9 protein-coding genes are annotated in these 14,921 nt (G+C 56.6%); 6 read left to right on the top strand and 3 right to left on the bottom strand.

What is annotated here, in order from left to right; all coding sequences use genetic code 11:
• Nucleotides 1–63: 63 nt before the first annotated feature.
• The 3 genes from BBD41_RS13070 to BBD41_RS13060 all read right to left on the bottom strand — a co-directional run bounded on the left by BBD41_RS13070 (nt 64) and on the right by BBD41_RS13060 (nt 2,813).
• On the bottom strand, nt 64–1,041 hold the full coding sequence (locus tag BBD41_RS13070) for an electron transfer flavoprotein subunit alpha/FixB family protein (RefSeq protein ID WP_099477855.1): 978 nt from the start codon (nt 1,039–1,041) through the stop codon (nt 64–66).
• A 354-nt stretch (nt 1,042–1,395) separates the two neighbouring features.
• Nucleotides 1,396–2,163, bottom strand: a complete 768-nt coding sequence (locus BBD41_RS13065; protein WP_099477854.1) for an electron transfer flavoprotein subunit beta/FixA family protein — start codon at nt 2,161–2,163, stop codon at nt 1,396–1,398.
• 59 nt (nt 2,164–2,222) lie between these two features.
• Complete coding sequence (locus BBD41_RS13060) at nt 2,223–2,813, bottom strand: fatty acid metabolism transcriptional regulator FadR (protein ID WP_099477853.1); 591 nt, start codon at nt 2,811–2,813, stop codon at nt 2,223–2,225.
• Between the two features lie 550 nt (nt 2,814–3,363).
• Between BBD41_RS13060 and BBD41_RS13055 the strand changes: the two genes are divergently transcribed.
• From BBD41_RS13055 to BBD41_RS13030, 6 genes are all read left to right on the top strand, one after another.
• Nucleotides 3,364–5,544: a (Fe-S)-binding protein gene (locus tag BBD41_RS13055; RefSeq protein ID WP_099477852.1), complete on the top strand. Its 2,181-nt coding sequence runs from the start codon at nt 3,364–3,366 to the stop codon at nt 5,542–5,544.
• Nucleotides 5,541–7,979 carry a 3-hydroxyacyl-CoA dehydrogenase/enoyl-CoA hydratase family protein gene (locus BBD41_RS13050; protein WP_099477851.1) on the top strand — a complete coding sequence of 813 codons (2,439 nt, stop codon included), beginning with the start codon at nt 5,541–5,543 and terminating at the stop codon, nt 7,977–7,979. Before BBD41_RS13055 ends, BBD41_RS13050 begins: the two co-directional genes overlap by 4 nt.
• 241 nt (nt 7,980–8,220) lie before the next feature.
• Nucleotides 8,221–9,411 carry an acetyl-CoA C-acyltransferase gene (locus tag BBD41_RS13045; protein ID WP_099477850.1) on the top strand — a complete coding sequence of 397 codons (1,191 nt, stop codon included), beginning with the start codon at nt 8,221–8,223 and terminating at the stop codon, nt 9,409–9,411.
• Nucleotides 9,412–10,209: 798 nt separating this feature from the next.
• Nucleotides 10,210–12,000 (top strand): acyl-CoA dehydrogenase family protein, encoded by a 1,791-nt coding sequence (locus BBD41_RS13040; protein ID WP_099477849.1) that lies wholly within the window; start codon nt 10,210–10,212, stop codon nt 11,998–12,000.
• A gap of 421 nt (nt 12,001–12,421) precedes the next feature.
• The gene (locus BBD41_RS13035; RefSeq protein ID WP_099477848.1) at nt 12,422–14,101 is read left to right on the top strand and encodes a long-chain-fatty-acid--CoA ligase; all 1,680 of its coding nucleotides are present in this window, start codon (nt 12,422–12,424) and stop codon (nt 14,099–14,101) included.
• A 332-nt stretch (nt 14,102–14,433) separates the two neighbouring features.
• On the top strand, nt 14,434–14,883 hold the full coding sequence (locus tag BBD41_RS13030) for a PaaI family thioesterase (RefSeq protein WP_077570425.1): 450 nt from the start codon (nt 14,434–14,436) through the stop codon (nt 14,881–14,883).
• Nucleotides 14,884–14,921 lie beyond the last annotated feature (38 nt).

The raw sequence follows: 14,921 nt of genomic DNA, 5'->3' as shown, positions 1-14,921 counted from the left end.
GACCTTCTTTGAGCTGGAGAAGCCGGACAGGCTTCAAGAGCTGGCCGCTGCTGCTTCGGCCGGTTAAGACACCAGCACCTTGCGGAATTCCTGGGTGAGCAGCGGCACGATATCGAACAGGTCGCCGACGATGCCGTAATCGGCTACCTTGAAGATCGGCGCTTCCGGGTCCTTGTTGATCGCGATAATGACCCGCGATTGGCTCATGCCCGCCAGGTGCTGAATGGCGCCGCTGATGCCGCAAGCGATATAAATCTCCGGCGTAACCACCTTGCCGGTCTGCCCGATCTGGAGCGCATAATCGCAGTATCCGGCATCGCATGCGCCCCGGGAAGCGCCGACGGCGCCGCCAAGCAGCTCGGCCAGCTCCTCGAGCGGCTTGAAGCCGTCAGCGCTCTTCACGCCGCGTCCGCCGGAGACGACGATTTTAGCCTCGGAGAGGTCGATTTTTCCCGTCGTTTTGCGGACGACATCCTTAACGACGGAGCGGAGGGAAGGCGCAGGGAAGGCGACATCCTCGATGCTCGTGTCCACACCCACAACAGCTTCGGCTGCCGGGATGTTATTCGGCCGAATGGTCACCACCCATGGTCCGTCTATGAACACCCGCTTCTCGAACGCTTTGCCGGCATAGAGCGGACGGGTGAATACCGCTTCGCCGCCGTTATTCTCAATCGCGGTTACGTCGGAGATTTGACCGGCGTTCATGGAAGCCGCCACCAGCGGAGCGAGATCGCGTCCGATCGCCGTATGTCCGAATAGAACCGCATCCGGCTTCGCAACGCCTAGCACCGCTTCGATCGCCGCCATGTAAGCGTCGGGATTATAGTGCTCCAGGTCGTCATGCTCAACGGTATAGATGACTTCGCCGCCGTAAGGCTTAAGCGCGGATACGGCCTCCGTAATGTTCGAGCCAGCGACGAGAATGCGGATGCTGTCCCCGTCACCTGCGATCAGACGGGCTGCCCCCAGCGTTTCCAGGGCGACCTGACGCAGCTTCCCGTCGCGGGTTTCCGCGTATACCAGTATCGTTTTGCTCATAACATAACCTCCTTAGGTCCCTATCGAGATGGATGAAGAGATGATAAATCAATAAGTTAAGAGCCAATCAGACAAACACGGGTCAAGCATAGATTGATCAGAGGGCATGCATCGATCATGGGTTTGAACTTCAAAGAAAGTTCGGCCGTGGATCGAGATGGTGAATGATAGAGATTTTCGACCACCCGAACCTAGAGCTCGGCCTGCGAAATACGTGCATGACGGACATCCCGTGAACCATACACTCAGAATACGTAGTGAAAGGGGAAGCGCTTGATCGGCCCCTGTGTAACCGCATTCAACGTATCGTAAAAAAGTAAGGAGCGAAGAATCTCCCCGTCTTCCCGTAAAAAGCTAGATCACCTTGGACTCGGTTCTTAGCAGCGTAACAAGCTCATGCGCCACCTCGGCAGGCTCACCCTTCAGAATGCGTCCGGCGCTGCGCTCCGGCGGCAAGGACAGATTGCTTTGCTTCGTCGCCGGGCGGATCTCGTCCTCGGAGAGACCGAGATCATCCAGCGACAGCGTTTGAAACGGCTTCTTCTTCGCTTTCATAATGCCCGGCAGCGACGGGTAACGCGGCTCGTTCAAGCCCTGCTGAGCGGTGAAAATCGCTGGCAGCTGAACCTCCAGCACTTCGAGATCGCCCTCAGCGTCCCGGTGCACTTCAGCCTTATTGCCGCTGATCGTAAGCTTGGTAATCGATCCGGCATGGGCTATGCCGAGCAATCCAGCAAGGCGGATCGCGACTTGGCCCGAACCCCGGTCTACCGAGAAGTTGCCGCCTAGAATCAGATCCGGCGTTTCTTTAGCCAAATACGCATGGAGCACTTTCGATACGGCATATTCGTCATCCGGAATCCGTTTATCCGAGATGAGCACCGCATCGTCCGCACCCATCGCAAGCGCGGTCCGCAAAGCCTCCGACGTGCGGTCCGGACCGACCGAGAGAAGGGTTACGCTGCCGCCATGCTCGTCGCGGAGCTTCACGGCTTCCTCCACAGCATATTCGTCATACGGATTGATCACGAATTTGACGCCATCCTCGGCAATCGACCCGTTCTCAATCTCAATCTTCTCCTCGGTGTCAAATGTTTGCTTCAGCAATACTACAATCTTCATCGGCCTCAGCTCTCCTTTCGAATGGTTGCCTTCATAAAATATGATGAGCGGGACTTGTTTTATTGCCCGCTGGACACACCGTTCAGAAAAAATCCAAGCGTCTCCCCCACCTGATCGGACAGGGAATACTTGCGGCCCGAGATGAGCCAGGAGGTTACCGCTTCGTCCATCGCTCCGAATATTAGGCTGCGCACGAGCTTAACGTTAAGATCGGAGCGGAACTTCTGCTCTTGGATACCCTGCTCCAGGATATTCTCGATCAGTACAATATAGGGCTTAAGCGCATTGCCGATTTCCTTGCGAAGCTCGAGATCGCTCTGCCGCAGCTCGATCTGCGTGACATAAGCCAGCTCCGGATTGCTCTCCAGCTCGGAAAAATGAATGCTGCATACGGTCCGCAGCGCTTCCACCGCGTCGGTCGTTCCTTTCACGCTTTCGTGGAATTTTCCGACGAGCTCGCCGAGCTTCTCCTGAAACAGACGGATCAAGATATCCTCCTTTCGCTTGAAGTATAGATAGATGGTACCGTCGGCTACGCCGGCCGCCTTGGCGATCTTGGACACCTGGGAGCGGTGGTAGCCGTTCTCGGCGAATACTTTCAGGGCGCCTTGAAGGATCAGATGGTACTTCTCATTTTTTTTACTTGTCATATGCTCACCCCGATGTTAGAATACAGTTAAAATTATGAATGAATACTCATTCAGTTCTTGTATCCATCATAAAATACGTTCATGTCATTGTCAACGACCGGTTGATGGAGGCCGGGAAATTTATGAAGCGGGCGTATTCGGACCACAAATTATAGACGTTCATATCACTAGGGCAACAGACGGCAGTTTAACCGTGAAAGCGAAAGGCAGCTTTAAGGATCGGCAAAGCCAATTACCGGTTTAAAGGATCTAGATACGCAGCTAACGCAAGCAAGTTCGGTTTGAAGAAGTCGGCAGGGCGCAGGTATGAAGGTCTATTTTTAGTCCTCGAATGTAAGCGCTTCATATGTTGTCCCGATTCACGCATGGACGGGCGGATGAGCGGAAGGAGTGACGGCAGCCTGATTTTACGAAGCAGAGTGATTTCCAGTTGGATCAACACCAATCTCCGTTGTTGGCAGTCTTCCGGCTCAGGAGGCGGGTTTAGAGTCCAACCACATCGCCCGAGCGGCAAGCAGGGGAAGAAAAATAACGCAAGGAGCTGAGAGGGATGATTCTTGATCTGATCAACGCCGTGCTCTTTGTTGGAATCACAGGCTGGGCGGTATATATGTTCGCGAGCGTGGTGTATCGCCGATACCTGTACATCCGTTTGGGAAAGCCGGCGAATTTGAAAAAGGATTTGAAGGAGCGCTTGAGCCAATTTGCGATTCAAGTGTTCGGCCATAGCAAGCTGTTCAAGGACCGCAAGAGCGGGATCATGCACTTTATCGTTTTTTATGGATTCATCATCTTGCAGTTTGGCGCGATCGACATTATATGGAAGGGCCTGTCAGGGCACGGACTTCCGATTCCGGGGTATGCGGGCTTCATCCTGATGCAGGAGATTACGGTGGCCCTCATTCTGCTCGCGATCGGCTATGCGGCATACCGGCGGTACGGCGAAAAGCTGAAGCGGCTGAAGCGCGGATGGAAGCCGAGCATCGTTATTTTCTTCATTACCTCGCTGATGGTTTCCGTACTGCTGACGATGGCATTCGAGCGGCTGCGGGAAGATCTTCCCTGGTCGGCATTGGCGCCGATCTCCTCAAGCATTGCCGCTGCGTTTGCCTGGATGCCTTCTACGGCGGTCACGGTATGTTATTTCGCATTCTGGTGGATCCATCTGCTCATTCTGTTGTCGTTCTTAGTCTACGTGCCGCAGTCGAAGCATTTTCACCTCATTACGGCGCCGATCAACATTCTGGTCCGTCGTACTGATCCTCCCGGCAAGCTCAGCAAGCTGGATCTGGAGGAAGAGGAGGCGGAGTCGTTTGGCGTCGGCAAAATCGAGGACTTCACCCAGAAGCAAATGCTCGATTTCTACGCCTGCGTCGAGTGCGGACGGTGCACGAATGTGTGTCCGGCCTCGAATACCGGCAAGCTGCTGTCGCCGATGCACATGATCGTGAAGCTGCGCGACCACCTGACGGAGAAAGGGGCGGCGCTTACCTCCAAGTCGCCGTGGATGCCGGCTTCGGTGTTTGGATCCGCCGGGGTGCATACAATGGCCGCCACCGATCTGGCGCTGGTCGGCTGGAAGGGTGAGGGCATTACCGATATCGGGCCGACGATGGAGGTCCAGAAGCGCTCCTGGCATCAGGTTGAGGGCGTGGATCCGAAGGATGTCCAGCTGATCGGCGGGGTCATGACGGAGGAAGAGATATGGGCCTGCACCACCTGCCGGAATTGCGAGGATCAATGCCCGGTCGCGAACGAGCACGTTGACAAAATCGTTGACCTACGGCGGCATCTGGTCCTGATGGAAGGCAGTGTGCCGCAGGAGGGGCAGCGTGCCATGCAAAACATCGAGCGCCAGGGCAATCCATGGGGCATCAGCCGTGCTGACCGCAGCAAATGGGTGAAGGAGATTGATCCGGAAGGAACGTTGGATTTAAACATTCCGACCGTGAAGGAAAATCCGGATTTCGACATCCTGTTCTTCGTCGGTTCCATGGGGTCCTATGACAACCGGAGCCGCAAAATCACCCGCGCCTTCGTCCGGCTCATGAATGAAGCGGGCGTGAACTTCGCCATTCTCGGCAATGAGGAGAAGAATTCGGGCGATACCCCGCGCCGGATGGGCAATGAATTTTTGTTCCAGCAGCTGTGCATGGAGAACATCGAGACGTTCCAGAAGTACGATGTGAAGCGAATCGTCACAGCTTGTCCGCATACCTTCAATATTTTCAAAAACGAATATCCGGAATTCGGGCTTACGGCTGAAGTCCTCCATCACACGGAGCTGCTGGATCAGCTGGTGAAGGAAGGCCGGCTTACGCCGAAGCATCCGATCCGGGAAAAAATCACCTACCACGATTCCTGCTACCTCGGCCGGTATAACGACGTCTATGACCAGCCGCGAAACGTGCTTCGCGCGATTCCGGGCGTGGAGCTGCTCGAGATGGAGCGCACCCGCGAGAACGGAATGTGCTGCGGAGCCGGCGGCGGCCAGATGTGGATGGAGGAGGATGCCGGCAAGCGCGTCAATCTGGCGCGAACCGAGCAGGCGCTGGCGGTCTCGCCGACGATGATCAGCTCGGCCTGCCCGTACTGCCTGACGATGCTGGAGGACGGCACGAAGCTGAAGGAAGTGGAGGACAGCGTAAGAACGCGGGATATCGCGGAAATTTTGGAGTTATCCGTATTTGGTCTATCCGAAATCCATGAACAGGAGGTCGTTGTGCAATGAATCAAACCACTACCCGGGAAGCCGTCAGAGGCTCCGGCGTCGCTAGCCGAAACATGACCAAAGCCGCTGTCATCGGCTCCGGCGTGATGGGATCCGGCATTGCCGCCCATCTCGCCAATGCAGGCATCCCTTGCCTGCTGCTCGATATTGTTCCAAAGGATCTGACGCCGGAGGAGGAGAAGGCCGGTCTCACGCTGGACCATCCGAAGGTGCGTAACCGGTTGGCGGCCAAGGCTGTTGCCGCGCTGCCGAAATCAAGCACCGCTCCGCTGTACCGTGCCGATTTTGTCAGCCGCATTACGCCTGGGAATATGGAGGATCACCTGAGCCAGCTGAAGGAGGCCGACTGGATCATTGAGGTCGTCACCGAGCGGCTGGAGATCAAGAAGAGCATTCTGAAGACGATCGAAGGCGTTCGCAAGGAAGGAGCGATCGTTAGCACCAATACATCCGGGATCTCGGTCAATGCGATGGCGGAGGAGTGCGGCGAGGAATTCCGCAGGCATTTCCTGGGGACGCATTTTTTCAACCCCCCTCGCCATATGAAGCTGCTGGAGATCATTCCGGGGTTTGATACCGATCCCGAGATCACGCAGTTCATGGTGGATTTCTGCACGAAGCGTCTTGGCAAAGGCGTTGTGCTGGCGAAGGATACGCCGAATTTTATTTCGAACCGCATCGGCACCTACGGCCTGCTCGTCACGCTGCAGGAAATGGTAAAGAACAGCTACTCCGTCGAGGAAGTGGATGCGGCGACCGGGCCCGTGCTGGGACGGCCGAAAAGCGCCACCTTCCGCACGCTCGATCTGGTCGGAATCGATACGTTCGTCCATGTGGCGAAGAATGTGTACGACAACGTGCAGGACGGGCACGAGAGAGACGTATTTACAGTGCCTGACGTGCTGAATGAGCTCGTATCCCGCGGATGGATCGGGGAGAAGGGCGGCCAGGGCTTTTATAAGAAAGTAAAGGGAGATCAAGGCAGCACCATTTTGTCCCTGAATCTGTCCACGATGGAGTATAACCCGAGCGCTAAAATCAGCTCTGCATCCATTGAGGCGGCTAAGGCGGTGAAGGGGGCTAAGCGGAAGATCAAGGCGTTCCTCGGCACGAAGGACCGCTACTCGGAGCTCGCCTGGAATGTGCTGAAGCAGGTACTCGTGTACTCCGCCGAGAAGCTGGGCGAAATTGCAGATTCCATCCAGGAGATCGACAATGCCATGAAATGGGGCTTCAACTGGGAGCTGGGGCCGTTTGAGACCTGGGATCTGATCGGCCTGCCGGAATCGGTGCAGCGAATGGAAGCCGAGGGGCTGACGGTGCCGGCCTGGGTCAAGGACTGGATCGCCGCAGGGAATAAAACCTTCTATCAAGCGAAGGACGGTCAGGTGTTCCATTATTTGAAGGGTGAATACAAAGCCGTAGATGCAGAGCCGGAGCGGATCTCGCTATCGGCGCTCAAAGCACAGAATCGGGTGATCCGATCCAATACGGGGGCAAATCTGATCGATATCGGGGACGATGTCGCACTGCTGGAGTTCACGTCACCGAACAATGCGATCGGTGCGGACATTCTGGTCATGATCCAGCAGAGCGTGGAGGAAGTCCGGGCGAATTACCGCGGGTTGGTTCTTGCTAACGAAGGACGCAATTTCTGTGTCGGGGCGAATCTGATGCTCATGCTGATGGAGGCCCAAAGCGGTGATTGGGATGAGGTGGATGACATCATCCGTCTGTTCCAGGGCAGCATGATGAAGCTCAAACGGCTGGAGAAGCCGGTCGTGGCAGCGCCGCATCGGATGACGCTCGGCGGCGGCGTGGAGGCGTGCCTGCCGGCGGACCGGATGATTTTCTCGGCCGAAACCTACTTCGGCCTGGTAGAGACCGGTGTCGGCCTGATTCCAGCCGGCGGGGGCTGCAAGGAGCTCGCCCTGTTGGCTAGCAGCCGCTACCCGGATCCGGGCAGCGATCCGCAGCCGGAGATTAACCGCATGTTTGAAATGGTGGCGATGGCGAAGACGTCCACCAGCGGCCATGAAGCGGTTCAAATGTACGGCCGCGGGGCGGATACGGTGGTCATGAATCAGGACTACCGAATCTATGAGGCCAAGCAGGCCGTGCTCGAGCTTGATCGCGCCGGCTATGTCCCGCCGCAGCCGGGCAAGGCCCGGGTCGTCGGCCGCGACGGCCGCGCCGTGCTCCAGATGGGCGCCATCGACATGAAGCGAGGCGGATATATCAGCGACCACGATCTGCTGATTGCGAAGAAGCTGGCGCATATTTTGACTGGCGGCGACGTGCCGGCCGGAACCGTCGTCAGCGAGGAGCATCTGCTCGATCTGGAACGCGAGGCGTTCCTCAGCCTGCTCGGCGAGACGAAGACGCAGCAGCGCATGCAGCATATGCTCGCCAAGGGCAAGCCGCTGCGGAACTAGGGGAGTTGTTGGTACTCCGTTGGGGATTAGATTTTACTCTGCAATTCCTCTGTGATCCGCCGCCATTCATCAAATGCTGTTGCTGCTTGCAAATTGGTCTTATTACGTTCATCGAACATTCGATTTCCAGCAGTGCCTCAGGTCCTGATTGTGAATGTTAGTCGGCAAATCCGATTAGCAAATGAAGTTAGAAGTTGTCCTATTATATCCAACCAATTCAAGGTGACGAGGTGAAGATGGCATGAGAGAAGCAGTCATCGTATCGCTTGCCCGAACTCCGGTGGGGAAAGCGAAGAAAGGGAGTTTGGCCCAGACGCGCGTGGAGGACCTGGGGAAGGCGGTGCTGGAGGCCGTCATAGCTCGCGCGCCGGGGCTCAAGAAGGAGGATGTGGAGGATATCATCCTCGGTTGTGCGATGCCGGAAGGCGAGCAGGGATTAAACGTCGCCCGGATCATCTCGTTGTATGCGGGATATCCGGTCACGGTTCCCGCCCTGACGGTGAACCGGTTCTGCTCCTCGGGCCTGCAGGCAATCGCCTTTGCAGCGGAACGGATTATGCTCGGTTACGCCGACGTGATTATCGCCGGCGGCGTCGAGAGCATGAGCCATGTGCCGATGACCGGCTTCAAGCCGGCTCCGCATCCGACGATCGTTGATGAAATGCCGGAGGTGTACATCGGCATGGGGCATACGGCGGAAGAGGTTGCCCGCCGGTTCGGAATTACCCGCGAAGCGCAGGATGCCTTCGCGGCCAGCAGTCACCGCAAGGCAGCGGCTGCCATTGCGGAAGGGAAGTTCCGGAACGAGATCGTACCGGTAAACGTGTCCTTGGCAGCCGCAGACGAATCGGGCAAGGTGCGCAGCAAGTCCTTCACCTTCGATATGGATGAAGGCGTACGTCCCGACACATCGCCGGAGGTACTGGCGAAATTGCGGCCTGCCTTTGCTCTCGGCGGGACCGTAACCGCCGGGAACGCCTCGCAGACCAGCGACGGCGCGGCGGCGGTCGCGGTCATGAGCCGCGAGAAGGCGGAAGCGCTCGGCCTTAAGCCGCTCGCGACCTTCAGGTCCTTCGCCTTGGCGGGCGTCGAGCCCGAAATTATGGGCGTGGGCCCGGTGGAGGCCATTCCGAAGGCCCTCCGGATGGCGGGCATCGGGCTGGATGAGGTGGATGTGTTCGAGATTAACGAAGCATTCGCTTCGCAATGTCTCCACATCATCCGCGCCTTGGACATTGACGAGAGCAGAGTCAATGTCAATGGCGGAGCCATCGCCCTCGGTCACCCGCTCGGCTGCACGGGAGCGAAGCTGACGGTCAGCCTTGTGTCCGAGCTGGCCCGCCGCGGCGGCGGTTACGGCGTCGTGAGCATGTGCATCGGCGGCGGTATGGGCGCCGCGGGGGTGTTCGAGGTGCACGCGGCCGGGGCGTGAGTGAGCTAATTAGCACATTAAGCAGACACCAACACAGCCAACAAGCGCTGTGCCCGCTCCGAACACGGACCGGGCACCCGCGCCCTTCCCCCCACCAACAGTGATTGTGGGGGGGCGGCTACCCAGCGGAGAGGGCGGAATTGGACTGGAGAAACGGAGTGTTCGCCTTTAATTTCATATTTCGACCGCACTAAGGGTCATTCAGGAAATTTGAAATTAAGAGCGATCGGAAGTACAATCCGTCATCGGAGCGGACACCGGAGCAACACCCGCACCAGTCATCGAAGCAGTACCCCGCACCCGTGTTCGAAGCAGAACACAGCCAACAAGCGCTGTGCCCGCTCCGAATACGGACCGGGCACCCGCGCCCTTCCCCCCACCAACAGTGATTGTGGGGGGGAGGCGGCCCTACCCAGCGGAGAGGGCGGAATTGGACTGGAGAAACGAAGTGTTCGCCTTTAATTTCAGATTTCGACCCTATTAGGGTTCATTCAGGAAATCTGAAATTAACAGCGATCGGAAGTACAATCCACCATCGTAGCGGACACCAACCGCACCAGTCTTCTAAGCTGAACACCAGGAAGTACAATCCGTCATCGGAGCGGACACCAGAGCAGTATTCTAATAGTCATCAAAGCGACGCTATCTAAGGAAGTACAATCCGCCATCGCAGCGGACACCAGAGCAGTACCCACATCAGTCATCAAAGCGACGCTATCTAAGGAAGCAGACTTAAACATCGCAGAAGACGCACCAACACAATCACTAATCCCATTCCAGAAAGGAGCATAACCAACCATGAGCGACAACCAAACGAAAGAACCGAAAATCAAAGGCGGCAGCTATATTATCGATAACCTGGACGTCCAGCGCATCCTGACCCCGGAGGATTTCACCGAGGAGCATAAAATGATCGGCGACACAGTCCGGGGCTTCATCGACGGTGAAGTGGTGCCGCATGATGAGGAGCTGGAGAAGCTCAATTACGAGCTGACCGTGGATTTGCTGCGCAAGTCCGGGGAGCTCGGACTGCTGGGCGCTGACGTGCCGGAGCCGTTCGGCGGCGTCGGGCTGGATAAAGTGAGCTCCACGATCATCAGCGAAGCGCTGGCCAAGGGCTCGTCCTTCGCCCTGTCCTTCGGGGCGCACGTCGGCATCGGGACGCTGCCGATCGTGTTCTTCGGCACGGCGGAGCAGAAGAAGAAGTACCTGCCGGACCTGGCCAGCGGGGCCAAACTCGCGGCCTACTGTCTGACCGAGCCGACGTCGGGCTCCGACGCGCTCGGCGCCAAAACGACGGCACGTTTATCCGATGACGGCGAATATTATATTTTGAACGGATCGAAGTTATATATTACCAATGCCGGATTTGCGGATATCTTTATCGTGTACGCCAAGATCGACGGCGAGCATTTCACCGCGTTCATCGTGGAGAAGGAGATGGAGGGCTTCACGCTCGGACCGGAAGAGAAGAAGATGGGCATCAAGGGCTCCTCGACGCGTCCGCTCTTCTTCGAGGATGTGAAGGTGCCGAAGGAGAATTTGCTGGGCGAAATCGGCAAAGGCCATCGCATCGCCTTCAACATCCTGAATATCGGCCGGTATAAATTGGCAGCCGGTACGGTCGGCGCGGCGAAGGAAACGATCGAGCTGAGCGCGAAATATGCAAATACCCGCAAACAGTTCGACACCCCGATCTCCCAGTTCCCGCTCATGCGCAAAAAGCTGGCCGAGATGAACATTGCCACCTTCGTGATGGAGAGCATGGTGTACCGCACAGCCGGCCTGCTTGACGAGGCGCTGCAGGACATCGATTATGCCAGCGAGGACGCAGGGGCCTTGTCGGCCGCTGCAATCTCGGATTATGCCATCGAATGCTCGATCAACAAGGTATTTTGCTCGGAAGGGCTGGATTTTGTAGCGGACGAAGGGGTTCAGATTCACGGAGGGTACGGGTACATTCAGGAGTACAAGGTGGAGCGGATCTACCGTGATTCCCGCATCAACCGCATTTTCGAGGGCACGAACGAGATTAACCGCCTGCTCATCCCGGGAACGCTCGTGAAAAAAGCCATGAAGGGTGAAATCGCGCTGCTGCAAAAAGCGCAAGGCCTGCAAAATGAACTGCTGCAGATCGTTCCTGGCCAAACGTTTGAGGGTACGCTGGAGCAGGAAGCCCATTTCCTGGATATGAGCAAAAAGATTTTCCTGCTCGCCGGCGGCCTTGCGGTTCAAAAATTCGGGACCAAGCTCGAGAAGGAACAGGAGTTATTATCCAATCTGGCGGACATGATGATTGATATTTTTGCGCTCGAAAGCGCCCTGCTGCGCACCAAGAAGCATATCGCTCGTACATCGGAAGAAAAAGCGGCCGGCATGATCGAGATGACGCAGGTATTTGCGTATGAAGCGTTCCAACGCATCGAGGCGCTCGCCAAAGAAACGCTGGCCTCGGTGGAAACCGGCGATATGCTGCGCATGCAGCTGTCGGTATTGAAAAAGCTGACCCGCACCAGCCCGGTCGATACGGTAGCGCTGAAGCGCAGCATTGCAGCCCGCATCGTCAAAAACGAGCGGTATACGGTGTAAGTAACGTTGCGCCCATACTGCTGCCGGCATATTAACAAGGTATCCAAATCTTCCGGCGGATCACCCTGAAGCTCATTGCGCAGATTGCGGATAACGGAGAACACTGTGAACGAGTTCATAGGGTTCCCGTCCCGCATAAACGCAGGGAGGAGTCAAGTCGTGCGAACATCCAGAAGGGGCGTACGACTCGGAGACCGGACCAAAGCGGTTCGATAATCCGGGCCAACCGATGTCCAGACATTCAGAGTACGCGGACATTCTAAGACAGCGGACAGCCCAAGCAAGTGCACGACCTAAACCGTTCCTCCCGGGATGTGCGGGGGTGATCTATACCGGATTTTTTTGGAGCTTAACAAAAGAGACAGGTTTTTTCTTGGAGTAGGAAAGGAAGAAGCATTCCTTAGGAAAGGGTTGGTTTTGTATGGATACAAAGCCTTGGCTGCAGTTTTATCCGCCGGAAGTAGCCCCCGCTTTTGATTATCCGAAACAGAATTTGGCGTTGTTTCTCGTGACGTCGGCACAGAAATATCCCCGGAAGCCGGCGATGTATTTTATGGGGAAAACGATCAGCTACCAAAGCTTGCTGGACTCCGCCTACCGCATGGCAAATGCGCTCCGCAGCAAGGGCGTGAAGAAGGGAGACCGGGTGGCGATCATGCTGCCCAATTGTCCGCAGGTCGTCATCTCGTACTATGGCGCGCTGCTCGCCGGAGCGGTGTGCGTCATGACCAATCCGCTCTATATGGAGCGGGAAATCGCCTATCAGATGAAGGACTCCGGTGCCAAAATCATCATCACGATGGATATGTTCGTTTCCCGGGTGGAGAAGGTAATAGAGGAGACGAAGCTTGAGCATATCATCGTAACGTCGGTGAAGGACTATCTACCGTTCCCGAAGAATCTGCTCTATCCGATCAAAGCGAAGCAGGCAGGCCCTCTCCCGGTCGTCCATTATGGCAGCCGGGTGCATGCATTTAAACAGCTGCTGGCCGCATCGCCTAACGATCCAATCTGCGAAAGCGTGGATGCGGAAAGGGATTTGGCACTGCTGCAGTATACCGGCGGCACGACGGGGACGCCCAAGGGCGTCATGCTGACGCATCTGAATTTGGTGGCCAATACGGTCCAGTCTGCGAACTGGTGTTACCAGGTAGAGGACGGGAGGGAGCGGTATATGGCCGCGCTGCCGTGTTTTCACGTATTCGGGCTGACGGTGCTGCTGAATCAGGCGGTGTACCGTGCCGGCATGCTGATTCTGGTCCCTAAATTCGAAGTGGCGATGATCCTGGAGTTAATCAGAAAAGTAAAGCCCACGCTCTTCCCCGGCGCGCCCACCATGTATATTGCGCTGATCAATCATCCGCGGATTCAGGAATACGATTTGTCTTCCATTAATGCCTGCATCAGCGGCTCTGCCGCGCTCCCGGTCGAGGTGCAGGATAAGTTCGAGGAGCTGACGAAGGGACGGCTGATCGAGGGCTACGGATTGACGGAAGCCTCGCCGGTGACCCACGCGAATCCGATCTGGGGAAGACGCAAGATCGGGACGATCGGTATTCCGATACCCGATACGGAAGCCAAAGTGGTCGACCCGGAGACCGGGGAGGAAATGCCGGTCGGCGAGCCGGGCGAGCTCATTGTGAAGGGCCCTCAGGTTATGAAGGGCTATTGGAACCGGCCGGAGGAGACCTTCGATACGATCCGCAACGGTTGGCTGTTTACCGGGGATATGGCGACGATGGACGAGGAAGGTTATTTTACGATCATCGACCGCAAGAAGGATATGATTATTGCAAGCGGTTACAATATCTATCCGAGGGAGATCGAGGAAGTGTTGTATGAGCATCCTTCCGTCAAGGAGGCCGTGGTGGTCGGCACCAAGGACGATTACCGCGGCGAGACGGTCAAAGCTTACATCGTGCTCAAAGATGGAGCGGCTCCGGATCCTTCGGGATTGGAAAAGTTTTGCCGCAGCCAGTTGGCTGCTTATAAGGTTCCGCGGCAGTTCGTATTCCGCGATGCCCTGCCGAAGACGATGGTCGGCAAGGTGCTTCGCCGCAAGCTGCTGGAGGAAGAGGAGGAAGGCAGACCGACAGGCTGAAGCATAAGATGGAGAAGTTAGGTGCAGGCGCTGCGGGCATGCATCGGTCGACAAGACGTAGCTTCTCCTCTTACCGCGTGCCACTCCCGGCGCGGTGTAAGGATGACTGCTGCACGATGCTTAGCGTCGACGCTCTCGGCGACCAGCCATGCCCTTTGGATGACCCACTGAGGTCACTCCCCGCTTGTCGCCGGCGATTTTCCGCCGATCGTTCAGAAGGCATCATTTGTAAACGATGAGTAGGCAACGTTGAAAATCGGAAGATGGGGTACCTTAAACGTTGAATATCGTAAGTATGCCGTACCATAAATTCGATATAAGGAGGCGGCCTTATGCATAAAGCCGATACGAGCCAGGATCCGAAGGCCGGACAGCCGGCGTTTGACCGGGAGGCCTACATGGAGGCCATGACCAAGGCGGCGGAGCCTACCTTTTGGGGATATCTCGGCTGTAAGCTGGCTTCCGCTACCCCGGAAGCGGTTGTCGTCACCCTGGATGCGCAGCCTCATCATATGAATATGATGGGGATCGTGCATGGCGGTGTCCTCTCCTCGCTCATGGATAATGCTATGGGCATCGCCGTCATGCTGGAGCGTCCCGGCGAGTCGACGGTGACCAGCAACCTGAACGTGCATTTTGTCATGCCGGCCCGGGAGGGTGTCCTCACGGTAACGGCCCGAATCGTTCATCAGACGCGCCGTTCGGTAACGACGGAATGTAAAATTACCGATGCCAAGGGCGAGCTGGTTGCCATTAGCACCGGATCATTCCGAGTGAAATGAAGGAAATGGATGAAGAGCGGTCTGCCGTCTCCTAAGGG

The organism is Paenibacillus ihbetae, assembly GCF_002741055.1.
In the GTDB taxonomy this organism is placed as follows: domain Bacteria; phylum Bacillota; class Bacilli; order Paenibacillales; family Paenibacillaceae; genus Paenibacillus_AQ; species Paenibacillus_AQ ihbetae.
The sequence above is the reverse complement of the archived record's forward strand: the minus strand, read 5'-3'. Positions and strand labels throughout refer to the sequence as shown.

What these genes read in the sequence shown, in the direction of transcription:
- BBD41_RS13065 (WP_099477854.1), bottom strand. Translation starts at nt 2,163, where the DNA reads ATGAAGATTGTAGTATTGCTGAAGCAAACATTTGACACCGAGGAGAAG.
- BBD41_RS13045 (WP_099477850.1), top strand. Translation starts at nt 8,221, where the DNA reads ATGAGAGAAGCAGTCATCGTATCGCTTGCCCGAACTCCGGTGGGGAAA.
- BBD41_RS13060 (WP_099477853.1), bottom strand. Translation starts at nt 2,813, where the DNA reads ATGACAAGTAAAAAAAATGAGAAGTACCATCTGATCCTTCAAGGCGCC.
- BBD41_RS13050 (WP_099477851.1), top strand. Translation starts at nt 5,541, where the DNA reads ATGAATCAAACCACTACCCGGGAAGCCGTCAGAGGCTCCGGCGTCGCT.
- BBD41_RS13055 (WP_099477852.1), top strand. Translation starts at nt 3,364, where the DNA reads ATGATTCTTGATCTGATCAACGCCGTGCTCTTTGTTGGAATCACAGGC.
- BBD41_RS13070 (WP_099477855.1), bottom strand. Translation starts at nt 1,041, where the DNA reads ATGAGCAAAACGATACTGGTATACGCGGAAACCCGCGACGGGAAGCTG.
- BBD41_RS13030 (WP_077570425.1), top strand. Translation starts at nt 14,434, where the DNA reads ATGCATAAAGCCGATACGAGCCAGGATCCGAAGGCCGGACAGCCGGCG.
- BBD41_RS13035 (WP_099477848.1), top strand. Translation starts at nt 12,422, where the DNA reads ATGGATACAAAGCCTTGGCTGCAGTTTTATCCGCCGGAAGTAGCCCCC.
- BBD41_RS13040 (WP_099477849.1), top strand. Translation starts at nt 10,210, where the DNA reads ATGAGCGACAACCAAACGAAAGAACCGAAAATCAAAGGCGGCAGCTAT.